This window comes from Chitinophaga sp. SYP-B3965 (genome assembly GCF_009647655.1).
GTDB lineage: Bacteria > Bacteroidota > Bacteroidia > Chitinophagales > Chitinophagaceae > Chitinophaga.
Genome location: NZ_WJFD01000006.1, coordinates 161,085 through 174,934 on the forward strand (window position 1 = coordinate 161,085; position 13,850 = coordinate 174,934).

Sequence of the window (13,850 nt, forward strand, 5' to 3'; positions counted from 1 at the left end):
AACGCATATGAATCTTACCATCCAGCATACAACGAAATTCTTCCTGGCACTTGGCGCAGGTTTACTCATACAACAGGCTGCCACGGCCCAGAAGAAGGATACGCTCAAACAGGAAACGATCGACATCATTTCCAAATACCAGCCTAAACTGCCCAATGCAGCCAAGCTGAACCTCACTGCTTCCCTGCCCTCTGTGGATACTTCCCGGCCAAGGTTAGGCTACCAGGTGCCCGCGCTGAACCTTTACTTTATGTATCAGCCGGTGCCCATCCGCCCCCTTGCTTTAGGAAAGGATACTTCTTCCCTGCAATTGCAGAATAACTATGTGAAACTGGGATACGGCAACTTCCAGACCCCATTGGTACAGGCAGGTTTTGGTACCGGCAGGGCAGACAAATACAACCTTGGCCTCTACTTTAATTACACTTCTTCAAAAGGAGATATAGAGAACCAGGATTACACCAACGTGAATGTACTGGGTTCCGGCACTTACTTCTCTCCTCTCTTTGAATTCAATGCCAGCCTTGGTTACAACCTGAACCAGGTGCATTATTATGGTTATGATCATAGCATGTATGAGTTCAGCAAAGGAGATGTAAAACAGAGCTTTAATGAAGTGATCGCGAAAGTAGGCGCTAAGAACCGTCCGCAGAACGACTGGGCATTCCAGTTCCAGCCGCAGGCAGAGTTCATCGTGTTCGGTGATTCTTACAAACGCATGGAAAACACCTTTGTACTGAAAGCCCCTATCCGCAAACAATTGTTTGAAGATATCTGGATCAAGGCAGAAGGTATGGTGGACCTCAGTAATTTTAAAGAAGATAACAACGAGCAGATCAATAACAGCGTAGCCGCCATCCACCCCGCCGTAGAGGTGACCAAACCGGGCTTTATGCTCCATGCCGGCGTGAATCCTACCTGGACCAACGACAAGTTCTACCTGCTGCCGGACATCGTGAATGAATCACACCTGATCCGCAAAAAACTCATCCTGAGCAGTGGATGGATCTCTTATATAGACAAGAACAATTTCCGCAACCTCGCCAACAAGAACCCTTTCATTGAAAGGTATCCTGACGGTATCAGGAACACCCGTGTGGAAGAAAAGTACACTGGTATTAAAGGTACACTCGGCAGCCACCTCACCTATAACACCAAGTTTGCCGCCGTTACCTGGTACGATATGCCGCTCTTTGTGAATGATTCTATAGATGGCAAGAAGTTCTACATCAGGAATGAAGAAGAGCTCCGCGCCTTCCAGGCACATATAGAAGTAGGCTACCAGCAGGAAGAAAAGTTCCAGGTACGCCTTGCACTGGATTGGTTCAATTATACCAAGCAGAAAACAGAACTGAAACCATGGCACCTGCAACCTTTCCAGGCTAATTTGTACGCACAATACACATTTGCCAAGAAATTGCACCTGAACGCCAACCTGTATACCCTGAACGGCAGTTATTACGTACTGCCCAACGGATACTTCGGCAAAACGAAGTCTGTACAGGACCTGAACGCCGGGGCCACCTTCGATATCGGCAAGAATTTCAATATCTGGCTGACCGCCAATAACCTGTTCAGTTCTAAGTATCAGCGGTGGTATGGGTATCAATCCTATGGGTTAAACGTCCTGGGTGGTATAACGATTAAGTTTTAAATCGTAAACTTGCACTCAAACTGACCTGGCCGCAATGCTACAGCAATACATCACAGAAGTCCTTTTTAAACAGCAATCCTGCTCTGTTCCGCAGGTAGGCACCTTTACGATCCAGCACATCCCTGCTCACTTTTCGGTGGTAGACCAGGTGTTAACACCTCCCCGCCAGCAAGTGAACTTTGATACCCGCTGGGAAGACGACGGCTCCTGCCTGCACTGGATCTCGCAAAAAGAAAACCTGGTAGATGCCGTAGCGGCCCTCAAGCTGGATAAATACCTGCAACAGTTCAGGGAAAGCCTGCAAACAGGTCAGCCCATTGACCTGCCAGGTGTTGGTTCCCTCCGGCTGGACCCTTTTGGCCAGATCCGCTTCACACCACAGGAATTACCGGATACCTGGCAGCCGATTGCCGTGCAACAGGTATTGCGGCCTGAATCTGCTCCCAAAGTATTGCAGGGCACTACGGAAGTGGTGAACCAGGAAGTAGTGGAACACATGTCCGCCATACCGGAAGAATTTGAAAGTGGAGGCCGTTTCAGATGGTGGTGGGTGATCCTCCCGCTTTTCCTGATCGGAGCCGGCGTAGCTATTTACCTGTTGAAAGATGAATGGCAGACAGTTTCTCTGGTACCTGCTGATAAAGATACCCCGGTGGCACAGTCCATTGCACCTGTAACAGATTCGATACCGGCTGCAGTGCCTGAACCCGTGAGTGATTCCATCGCTTACTTCGTGGTGTTCCAGACCTTTAAAAGTCAATCCGAAGCACAGAAGATGTACGATAAACGAATTGGATGGGAGCAATTGGATGTAGTGATATTCACGGCTAAAGATTCAACTGCTTATAACCTCGCCATTCCTTTCCGCACATTGCCAATAGATACTACCATGGCAAAAGATTCCATAGAACACCGGTTCAAGGTCTCGAAGAACGCCATCAGCATAGCATATTAAAAAAGGGCCGATCATCTGATCGGCCCTTTTTATTTTAGAATTTATATGCAATACTGAAACGGATATCTCTTGGAGGTTCCGCCTGCCAGTAGTAATAGGAACCATAATCAGCTCCGGTGTACAGGTATTCATCCAGGATATTGAAAACATTGGCCGTAAGCCTGATCTTCTTTCTTTCCCAGAACAAACCACCATCCAGCCTGAAATAATTTGGCAGCGCCATTCTGCTTGGCTCCGTGGTCCAAGACCAGGAACTTCTTTCTATCTGGTAACTGAAACCTGCTGAAACGCCGGCACCTTTTAAAGCACCACCCTGCACAGTATAAGTTAACCAGGTGTTGACATTATGTTTCGCAAAACCTGCAATACGTGTGCCTTTAGCGATAACTGAACCGTAAGATTCTGATACCTTGCTCACATAAGCATCTGTATAAGCATAGTTAGCCACAACACTTAAACCATTCACGATCTCACCCATCACATCCAGTTCCAGCCCTTCTGCGTGGCTCTGCCCCAATTGCAGGGAATAAGGTTCTGCCGGTGTACTGGTAGGGTCTGCAGACAGTTCATTATTCTTGATGATCCGATAAACCGCCGCTGTAGTGCTCAGCTTACCGTCAAACCAATTCTTCTTCACACCAAACTCAATATTATTACCGGTGATAGGTTTAGGAGGATTACCACTTCTAAGCCTGCCGGTTTGCGGAATAAAGGATTGATCATACAATGCATATACAGAAGTACTGCGATCAATAGAAACGCTTAATCCTGCTCTTGGCGTGAACTTCTTCGATTCGATAGTCGTAGCATCCTGGTCTTTCACAAAAGTATAACGGCCGGCAACGGTGAGGCGGATCCTGTTATCCCAGAAACCAAGTTCATCCTGGAAGTATAAACCGGTGTAAGATTGATTAACGCGGGATACCGCTCTTTGATCCAGCGGGGTGGTACGGTCAAATACAGGGAAACCATTGGCAGGTTTGCCGTAATTAGGCGCATGTGCATCAAACTCTCCGCCATTGGCAGAATCTATCTGGAACATCTGGCCCCAGTCATACAACGCTTCTTTAGAACCAACGTCTACACCTGCCAGGATACGATGGTGTACTTTACCGGTATTCACATCCCCGTTCACGAAAGCCTGGCCATAGGTATTTTTAATATGCCCGTCAAAGCTGTAAAGATCACGGATCACCTTACCGTCTGGCTGTACGGAATTGGGCCAGATATCACTTGAGCGTTGTTTTGAATTGAAGTGTGCTATCTGCGCTGTTAATTTCCAGTTGTCATCTAACTGGTGCTGCAGGTTTACGAATGCACTGTGCTCACCTACTTTATTAGGCTCAATACCCGGATTGCTCATAGAAAAGTTCCTGGGGTATACCGCATAACCATCTGTTGAAAATACATAAGCAGAACCCAGGTCAGACATGGTTACATGCTGATAAGTATATTCTGCAGTCAGTAAGGTCTTTTCATCCAGCTGATAGCTGATCACCGGCGCAATGCTGAAGCGATCATTGAATTCATAATCCCGGAAGGAATTCTTGGTCTGCCCCATCAGGTTTAAACGATATAACAGTTTTCCTGTTTTATCCAGTTTACCATCCAGGTCCAGCGACGCACGCAGGAGGTCAAAGCTGCCATAGGTGATAGCAGCTTCTCCTTTCTGAATACCCGTAGGCTTTTTAGTAACCACATTATAGATCCCGGCAGGTTCTCCGTTAGACATCATAAAACCTGCAGGGCCTTTTACGAACTCAATATGATCTACAAAACTTACATCTTCCGTTAGCGGTCCCCAGTCTGAAGTAACGTTCACGCCATTGCGGAATGCCGCCAAACGGCCACCACGTGCATTCACACGGGTATATACATCACTCCAGTGTTCCAGGCGGGTAGCGCCGCTCACATTTTTGATCACGCCATCGCTCATGGAAGTGATGCTCTGGCTGGCCAGTACTTTATTGGTTACTACCTGTATGTTCTGTGGTACTTCCAGGAGAGGAGTAGCAATGCGCAGGGATTGGGAAGTCCTGTCTGCCTTGAAGCTGTTCTTATTACCTGTTACAATAATACCCTGCAATTCTCCTACCTGCAGGCTAATTTGCATATTAACGGCAGCCGTTTTGTTATTCTCCACAGTAACCGTCTGGCGGATCTCCTCGTGATTACGGAGGCTGATCAGCAGATTATAATTACCGGCTTTAATATTCCTGAACTGGAAAATACCTTCATGGTTAGAAACCGCATTGATACCGGATTCCACCAGTTCCACGGAAATACCGCCTACGGGATTCCCGTCTGCAGAAGTAATTTTACCTGATATGTTACCACCACCCCTTTGTGCAAAGGAAGCAGCAGTGCTTAGCAGGCATAAGAGCGTAAATAATATCTTAGTTTTCATGCCGCAAAGATGAGCGGCATGCAGCCCTTGCTGTTTACGCAATCCGTAAAAAGGTTTACGGGATCGGGAATAATTATATATTCTTCTATAAAAAAGAAAGAAAAACGACCCTTTGTTGCACAGCAAAGGAGCTCCTTATAAAAGAAAAACTCCCACAAAAAAGAAAGAAAAAACCACCCTTTGTTGCACAGCAAAGGAACTCCTTATAAAAGAAAAACTCCCACAAAAAAGAAAGAAAAAACCACCCTTTGTTGCACAGCAAAGGAACTCCTTATAAAAGAAATCCTCCCACAAAAAAGAAAGAAAAAACCGCCCTTTGCTGCGCGGCAAGGTCTCAGCAAATTTACTACGGCAACTGCTCAATCACCAACTTCAAACCCTCCTCAAAACTCCGCGGCGCAAATCCCAGCTCACGTTCCGCTTTATCAATCACAAACCCTGTTTTAGCAGGCCTCTGTGCCGGCTGCCTAAAACTCGAAGCATCTACCTTCTCAAATAATTTAGTATCCAGGTTCAGATAATTCGCCACCTGCATCGCCATATCATAAGGCGTGAGCATATCTTTCCCGGAAAGATGAAACACCCCTTCCGCTTTTTTATCAATAATACGCTTGCATCCTTCTGCCAAATCCTGCACCAAAGTAGGCGTACGCCACTGATCATTTACCACTTTCAGTTTCTTCTTTTGTTCCAGGTTACTCTTAACCCAGGTAATGATATTACTGCGGCGGGGATCATCAGCCACCCCATATACTAACACCGTACGCGCAATAGCCCATGGAATTTTAGCCTGTTTAACAATACGCTCTGCCGCCACTTTACTGGCGCCATAATAATTCACAGGATTCACAGCATCCTCTTCAGTATAAGGCCCGCTAAGCCCATCAAAAACAAAATCCGTTGAAAGGAAAAGGAAAAAAGCACCCGCTTTTTCAGCACCCTGCAGCAGGTACCGTGTAGCCGTAACATTCACCATCCAGCAGGCATCTTTACTGCGTTCACAATCATCCGCCTGCGTCATAGCACCCGCATGAATGATCACATCCGGGGCTGTTCTTTCTATCAACCCTTTTACAGCAGCTTCATCTGCCAGGTTCACAGATTCATATTGATAACCTTTTTGCAGACGCAGCCGGTTGGCGCCTCTGCCCGTAGCAATTACTTCGTATGCCGGTAAGCTGGAAAGGAGTTCTACCAGGTATTGCCCCAGGAGCCCGTTGCTCCCTGTGATTAATACTTTCATCATGTTAATATACTAAAAACGCCGCGTAACAATATGTATTACGCGGCGTCTTTCTTTTTAATTATTTACATCTTCATGCCCAGGTTATACATCACAAAGGCCCAGATATCCGTAGCCTCCTCTATCAGTTTGGAGGTAGGCTTACCGGCTCCATGCCCAGCCTGTGTTTCCACGCGGATCAGCACCGGGTTGCTACCCTTATGCGCCTCCTGCAAAGCAGATGCAAACTTGAAAGAGTGTGCAGGTACCACACGGTCGTCATGATCAGCTGTAGTGATCAAAGTTGCCGGATATTGTGTGCCCTTTTTCAGGTTATGCAAAGGAGAGTATTTCAACAGGTAGGGGAACTGGTCCGCTTTTTCGCTGGAGCCATATTCTACTGCCCAGGCCCAGCCGATCGTGAACTTCTGGTAACGCAGCATATCCAGTACGCCTACCGCAGGTAAAGCTACTTTAAACAGGTCCGGGCGCTGTGTCATACAGGCGCCTACCAGCAAACCACCGTTAGATCCGCCACGGATAGCCAGCTTACCGGGAACAGTATATTTGGAGCTGATCAGGTATTCTGCCGCACCAATGAAATCATCAAACACGTTCTGCTTTTTATCCAGCATCCCCCCTTTGTGCCAGGCTTCCCCATATTCATTACCACCACGGAGGTTCACCACCGCGTAGATGCCACCCTGTTCCATAAAGAAGAGGTTGGATACAGAGAACCCCGGTGTGGAAGGAATATTGAATCCGCCGTAACCATATAACAATACGGGGTTCTTGCTATCCTGTTTGATACCTTTTTTGTAAGAAAGGAACATCGGCACTTTGGTACCGTCCTTACTGGTAAAGAACACCTGTTTGGTTTCGTAATCAGCCGGATTGAATTTCACTTCTGTTTTACGGAAAATATCAGATGTACCGGCATTGATATCATATTTATAGATAGTAGGCGGTGCTATATAAGAGGTAAAGGTGTAGAAGAGCGTTTTATCTTCTGCCTTTCCGCCAAAACCACCCGCGGTACCAATACCCGGCAGCGTAATATTCCGCTCCAGTTTACCATTAAAATCGTATTGCACGATCCGGGTAGAAGCATCTTTCAGGTAGTTGGCAAACATTTTACCACCAGCCGTACCTACGCCCAGTAATACTTCCTTTTGTTCCGGGATCACTATTTTCCAGTTCTCTTTGGCCGGATTCTTAGGATCTACCAGTACTACTTTGAAGTTAGGTGCATCCTGGTTGGTGCGCATCAGGAGTTTATCCCCTACGTTCTCTATTACATCGGGATCATAATCAAACCCTTTCACCAGCAAGGCAAAATCCTTTTGCGAAGCATCCTGCAGGTCGCGGTACCAGAGTTCACTGCCGCTGGTTCCCTCTGTGGTATGGAGGATCAGGAAACGTTGATCTTCCGTTAAACCTACGCCGGCATTACGCAAAGGATGTTCTTTATCCATGTAGATCAGCTCATCCTGCTCCTGCGTAGTGCCCATTTTGTGGTAATACACTTTATGGAACTCGTTCTTTTTGGAAAGTTTGCTCGTTTCGTCCGGTTTATCGTACCGGCTGTAGTAAAACCCGTCTCCCTTCCAGGAAAGGCCGGAGAATTTGATCCAGTCCAGCCGGTCGCTCAGTAACTGTTTGGTAGCCACGTCCATAACAAACGCTTCCTGCCAGTCGGACCCCGCTTTGGCAACCAGGTAAGCCAGGTATTTGCCATCTTTGGAGAAACTGAGGCTACCCAGAGCGGCGGTACCTTTATCAGAAAGTTTATTGGGATCGATGAACACTTCCGGGGCGCCATCCAGTCCTAACTGACGGTATAAGACGGCCTGGTTCTGCAAACCATCATTCTTATAAAAATAATAATATTGGCCCTCGCGGAAAGGGGAACCGTACCGGGGGTAGTTCCACAATTCTTCCAGGCGTTGTTTTATTTTGCCGCGGAAAGGGATGGTGGCCAGGTAATCCTGTGTTACTTTATTCTGTGCATCTACCCATTCCTTTGTTTCCGCGCTGTGGTCATCTTCCAGCCAGCGGTAAGGGTCTGCAATCTTTTTCCCGTGGTAGTCGTCTACCGTGTCTACTTTCTTAGTAACGGGATAAGCTAAAGGAGCGTTTTGCTGTGCTGCCAAACCACCCGCCGTTAAAGTCATCAATACACTCATGGCAACATGCTTATGGTTAATTTTAGACATACATGTGTTTTTTAAAAAAAGTCTGCCTGTTATTTGATTAATTTTAAATTTTTAGGTTAATTCATAGAATATCTGATAGAAAACTATTAAAAAAAGTTAATTTTGTGCGCCCTTTAAAAGGCCCAATTTTAGGCAAATTACTATGAAATGACCATTACATGTGGCCATAGTGTAGAAAATCTTTAGATCTCACATGAAAAAAGTGAACAACATCGCAGTTCTTACATCTGGGGGGGACGCTCCGGGTATGAACGCAGCCGTAAGGGCGGTAGTAAGGACGGGAAATTATCATGGGTTGAATGTATACGGCGTGATGTATGGTTACCGGGGAATGCTCACCGGCGACATCTTTCCTATGGAATCCAAATCAGTGGCCAACATCATTCAGCGTGGCGGCACTATCCTGAAAACTGCCCGTTGCAAGGAATTTTATGAAGCAGCAGGCCGGAAGAAAGCTTATGAGAACCTGAAAAAGTTCGGGATAGACGGGCTGGTGGTGATCGGGGGAGACGGCTCCTTCAAGGGCGCTCAGAAATTCAGCCAGGAATTTGACATTCCCTGCATTGGTTTGCCGGGAACAATTGATAAAGATATTGCCGGCACCGATTTTACGATCGGTTTCGACACAGCGGTGAACACCGCGGTAGAAGCGATCGACAAGATCAGGGATACTGCGGATGCGCATGACCGCCTCTTCATTATAGAAGTAATGGGCCGCGATGCCGGTTACATTGCCCTCCACAGTGGTATCGCCACCGGAGCGGAACACATCCTCATCCCTGAACGCAAAACAGACATTGACGACGTGATCGATCAGCTGCTGGCCAACGAACGCCGCAGCAAGATGGTGAACCTCATTGTAGTAGCTGAAGGAGATGAATTTGGCGGCGCCAACGAAGTAGCCCGTCACGTAAAAGAAAGAATGCCACAACTGGATACCCGCGTTTGCATCCTCGGGCATATCCAACGCGGTGGATCCCCTACCTGTATCGACCGGCTCATTGCCAGCAGGATGGGTTATGCCGCCGTGGACGCCCTCATCGAAGGCAATAACAACGTCATGATCGGTATCGTCAATAACAAAATTCAGTATACCCCGCTCGATAAAGCAGTAAAAGCTAAACAGAAGATCGATGCGGAATGGTTTAAGATTGTCAAAATTCTTGCGAGTTAAATAAACGTCTATGAGTACAAAAGATCTGTCCAAATACTTTCACAGTAGTATGGATAATGAAGCTGCTTTGGCACATTCCAAGCAAAAAACGAAGATTGTAGCTACCGTAGGCCCTGCCTGCGACACCTATGATAAATTATTGGAACTCGTAAAAGCCGGAGTGAACGTATTCCGCCTGAACTTTTCCCATGGCAGCCATGAGGACAAACTGAGGATCATCGGATACATCCGCCAGATCAACAAAACTGAACCTTACAACGTAGCCATCCTGGCAGATCTGCAAGGACCGAAACTGCGTGTGGGCGAAATTGAAAATAATGCACTCAACCTGAAGATCGGGGACATCCTCACCTTCGTGAATGAAAAGTGCGTAGGCACCATGGAGCGTATCTATGTTTCTTACCACGATCTGCATAAAGACATCCGTCCCGGTCAGAAGATCCTCCTGGATGATGGTAAGATCGAAACCATTGTAAGAGAAGTAACCCCACAGCATGAGATCAAAGCTGAAGTATTGCTGGGTGGCATCCTTTCTTCCAAAAAAGGTTTCAACCTGCCTGATACCAAAGTATCATTGCCGGCCTTGACAGAGAAAGACGTGATCGACCTGGAATTCATTATTGATCATGAGTGCGACTGGGTAGCCCTTTCTTTCGTTCGTAACGTAAAAGACCTCGGCATCCTGCGCAAACGCCTGAAGGAACGTAATTCCAAAATGAAGATCATCTCCAAGATCGAAAAACCGGAAGCGATCCAGAACCTGAAAGAGATCATCTGGGAAAGCGATGGCGTAATGATCGCCCGTGGAGACCTGGGTGTGGAATTGCCCGTTGAAATGATCCCGATGATCCAGAAAGATATCATCCGCAAATGTATCCACCGTGCGAAGCCCGTTATTGTGGCTACGCAAATGATGGAAAGCATGATAGACCGCTCCCGCCCTAACCGCAGTGAGATCACAGACGTGGCCAATGCTGTACTGGAAGGTGCTGATGCGGTGATGCTGAGTGGTGAAACCGCTACCGGTATGCACCCTACCCTGGTTATTCAAACCATGCGTAAGATCATTGGTGAAGTAGAAAAAGAAGAGATCATTTACAACCGTAACCTGATCCCTCACCGCCACTCTCCTACCTTCCTCAGCGATGCACTGTGCTACAATGCCTGTAAGATCGCAGAAGACCTGGAAGCAGATGGCCTGATCGGTATGACGCAATCCGGTTACACCGGTTTCATGCTCTCCAGCTACCGTCCTAAATCACCTTTATATATCTTCACCAAAGAAAGAACACTGGTAAACCAATTAAGTCTCAGCTGGGGCGTACGCGCATTCCACTATGCTGAAGAGGAAAGCCTGGATGATATCTTCGAAGATCAGATCAACATCCTGCGTGAAAGGAAGTTCATCAAAGGAAATGATGTGGTGGTGAATACAGGTAGTACACCTATCCTGGAACACTTACCCACCAATATGTTAAAGATCACAAGAGTACCAGAATAATTAAAAGAAAAGGCTGTCACAAAACGACAGCCTTTTCTTTTTTATAGGTAACCCCATAGATCAGTATCGATAATAAAGTAATTCCTATCCCCGCCATACAAACACCTGCCCATTTATTGATATCCCACACCAGCAACCCGATCCCCGAACCCAGGGAAGTACCAATAAAACTCACTGTCATAAACACCGTATTCATCCGGTTGCGCGCTTCCGGCAACAGGGCATAGATCCTCGTTTGGTTAGACACATGCACACCCTGCAAACCAAGGTCCAGCAGGATGATGCCGATAACAATACCCACCAGGGAATTCTGGAAGAACCAGAAGATGATATATCCCGCCAGGATACAGGCAATGCCATACCCGATAGCAATACGCGGATTCTTTTTATCTGCAATGCGCCCGATGAGCGGTGCACCCAATGCACCAGTGGCTGCTGCCAGCCCCATGAGGCCTATTACGTCGCTGCCAAAGTTATAGGGAGGATTGGATAAGAGGAAAACAGAAGTGGTCCAGAACAGTCCGAAAACACCAAATCCGCAGGCATTCAGGAACGAAGCTTCCCGCAATAATGGCTGCTCCCGCACCAGCGTGAACACGGAACGCATCAATGCGCCGTAGCTGCCGGTAAAAGATGGTTTGCTTTGCGGGAATGTAGCCAGGATAGTGATCATCATGATAAAGGTCATTACCGCTGCTATCCAGAACATGGCCCGCCAGCCAAAATGTTCTCCAATGATCCCGCTCAGTGTTCTGGATAAAAGTATCCCTATCAGCAACCCGCTCATGATCACGCCGATCACTTTACCACGGCGTTCCGGTTCTGCCAGGCTGGCTGCCAGCGGCAGGATCAGCTGTGGTACGATGGAAGTAAAACCAATGATCAGTCCCATGATCTTCAGCATGCCCACATTAACAGAAAGCGCCGCTGCACACAATGCCGCTACAGACGCGCCCGTCATGATCAGGATCTGTTTTTTCCGTTCCAGTTTATCCCCCAAAGGCACACAGAACAATAACCCCAATGCATACCCTATCTGTGTAAAGAAGGTTACCTGCCCGGCATTACTTTCCGATACCCCAAATTCCCTGCTGATCAATACCACCAAAGGCTGGCAATAATATATGTTAGCTACGATCAGGCCGGTACACAAAGCCATGATCGCAATGTTCCATTTACTTAGTGTCATAAGGCTGCAAAGTTATAGCTTTTGTAACATTGTGCCGGCCCGGTAAAATCATTAACTTTATAACATGACGTTCAAAAGCATATATCCGTACACGCAGGAGACTATTGCAGAATATCCTGCCCATACAGTAGAAGAACTGGAGAAGAAATTACAGCAGGGCTGGAAAGCATTTTCTGCGCTGAAACAGGCAAGCCTGGAACAACGATCGGAGTGGATGATGCAGGCGGCCACGCTGCTGAAGAATAATGTAACGGAGCATGGTACGCTCATTACACAGGAGATGGGTAAAGTGCTGAAAGAAGCTAAAGCAGAAGTGCTCAAATGTGCTTCCACCGCAGAATATTATGCCGCCAATATTGGCCCCATGCTGCAGCCCAGGATCATTCCTTCGGACGGTAAAAAAAGCTATGCTGCTTTTGAACCGAAAGGCATCATACTGGCCATCATGCCCTGGAACTTTCCCTACTGGCAGGTGTTCCGGTTTGCCATTCCGAATATACTGGCGGGCAACACCGTTATTTTAAAACACGCCAGCAATGTAAGCGGCTGCGGACTGGCCATAGAAAAAGTATTCCGCGAAGCCGGTTTCCCCGAAGGCACTTTCCAGACCGTACTCGTTCCATCCAAAGAAATGGAATCCCTTATCAGGGATTACCGCATCCATGGCGTTACCCTCACCGGCAGTACACCTGCGGGCATGAGTGTGGCACAACTGGCCGGGAAATATATCAAGAAAACAGTACTGGAATTAGGTGGCAGTGATCCCTTCATTGTATTGAAAGATGCCAACCTCGCAGAAGCTGCAAAGACCGCCGTGAAAGCACGCATGCAAAATGCCGGGCAATCCTGCATTGCCGCTAAACGCTGGATCATAGACAAAACCATTGCAGACGATTTTATCTACGAGGTGCAATCCATTATCTCCTCCCTGAAACAGGGAGACCCTTTTGCGGCAGATACCGATACCGGCCCGATGGCCCGCCCGGACCTTGCAGAAGAACTGGCGCGCCAGATGGAGAAGAGCATGGAACAGGGCGCACAGCTCCTGGCAGGCGGAGAGCGGGACGGCTGTAATTTCATACCCGCTTTATTAACACATGTACAACCCGGTATGGCCGCTTTTGATGAAGAAACTTTCGGCCCCCTGGCAGCGATCATCGTTGCCAATGATGAAGGGGCAGCCATACGCCTTGCTAACCAAACACCATTTGGCTTAGGCGCTTCCCTCTGGACGAAAGACATTGAAAAAGCAGCGCGCCTCGCTACCCTCATAGACAGTGGTAATGTATTCATCAATGCCATGGTACGCTCAGATGCCAGGCTTCCTTTTGGCGGCGTAAAACTCTCCGGCCATGGCAGGGAATTATCATTGGAAGGCGTACATGAATTCCTGAATATAAAAACCGTTTACATCCAGTAAAGTTGTCCTGTAACATTCCGCATGGCCACTTCGTTCAAGAATTTAATGTAGAATGAATGGGGGTAATCTTTACCTTCAGCGTCTATATAGCAAGTAACGCATTTTTTTAAGC

At 47.4% G+C, this 13,850-nt stretch carries 9 protein-coding genes; 5 read left to right on the forward strand and 4 right to left on the reverse strand.

Going from position 1 to position 13,850, the window contains the following annotated elements:
• Positions 1 to 7 precede the first annotated feature (7 nt).
• Together GFS24_RS25545 and GFS24_RS25550 are read left to right on the forward strand one after the other, a co-directional pair.
• Positions 8 to 1,654, forward strand: a complete 1,647-nt coding sequence (locus GFS24_RS25545; protein WP_153664690.1) for a hypothetical protein — start codon at positions 8 to 10, stop codon at positions 1,652 to 1,654.
• A gap of 34 nt (positions 1,655 to 1,688) precedes the next feature.
• Positions 1,689 to 2,609, forward strand: a complete 921-nt coding sequence (locus GFS24_RS25550; RefSeq protein WP_153664692.1) for a hypothetical protein — start codon at positions 1,689 to 1,691, stop codon at positions 2,607 to 2,609.
• A 34-nt stretch (positions 2,610 to 2,643) separates the two neighbouring features.
• On the opposite strand, the gene GFS24_RS25555 is transcribed toward GFS24_RS25550, so the two are convergent.
• The 3 genes from GFS24_RS25555 to GFS24_RS25565 all read right to left on the reverse strand — a co-directional run bounded on the left by GFS24_RS25555 (position 2,644) and on the right by GFS24_RS25565 (position 8,454).
• Positions 2,644 to 5,016 (reverse strand): TonB-dependent siderophore receptor, encoded by a 2,373-nt coding sequence (locus tag GFS24_RS25555; RefSeq protein WP_153664694.1) that lies wholly within the window; start codon positions 5,014 to 5,016, stop codon positions 2,644 to 2,646.
• A gap of 346 nt (positions 5,017 to 5,362) precedes the next feature.
• On the reverse strand, positions 5,363 to 6,262 hold the full coding sequence (locus tag GFS24_RS25560) for an SDR family oxidoreductase (protein ID WP_253906596.1): 900 nt from the start codon (positions 6,260 to 6,262) through the stop codon (positions 5,363 to 5,365).
• Positions 6,263 to 6,324: 62 nt separating this feature from the next.
• A complete protein-coding gene (locus GFS24_RS25565) occupies positions 6,325 to 8,454 on the reverse strand; it encodes a prolyl oligopeptidase family protein (RefSeq protein ID WP_173003193.1) in 2,130 nt (709 codons plus the stop codon).
• 193 nt (positions 8,455 to 8,647) lie between these two features.
• Here GFS24_RS25565 and pfkA point away from each other — a divergent pair, with 193 nt between their 5' ends.
• Complete coding sequence (gene pfkA / locus GFS24_RS25570; protein ID WP_074237245.1) at positions 8,648 to 9,628, forward strand: 6-phosphofructokinase; 981 nt, start codon at positions 8,648 to 8,650, stop codon at positions 9,626 to 9,628.
• Between the two features lie 10 nt (positions 9,629 to 9,638).
• The gene (gene pyk, locus GFS24_RS25575) at positions 9,639 to 11,129 is read left to right on the forward strand and encodes a pyruvate kinase (RefSeq protein ID WP_153664696.1); all 1,491 of its coding nucleotides are present in this window, start codon (positions 9,639 to 9,641) and stop codon (positions 11,127 to 11,129) included.
• A 16-nt stretch (positions 11,130 to 11,145) separates the two neighbouring features.
• Here pyk and GFS24_RS25580 read toward each other — a convergent pair whose 3' ends face one another.
• A complete protein-coding gene (locus tag GFS24_RS25580; protein ID WP_153664698.1) occupies positions 11,146 to 12,318 on the reverse strand; it encodes an MFS transporter in 1,173 nt (390 codons plus the stop codon).
• A 64-nt stretch (positions 12,319 to 12,382) separates the two neighbouring features.
• Here GFS24_RS25580 and GFS24_RS25585 point away from each other — a divergent pair, with 64 nt between their 5' ends.
• Positions 12,383 to 13,738 carry an NAD-dependent succinate-semialdehyde dehydrogenase gene (locus tag GFS24_RS25585; RefSeq protein ID WP_153664700.1) on the forward strand — a complete coding sequence of 452 codons (1,356 nt, stop codon included), beginning with the start codon at positions 12,383 to 12,385 and terminating at the stop codon, positions 13,736 to 13,738.
• Positions 13,739 to 13,850 lie beyond the last annotated feature (112 nt).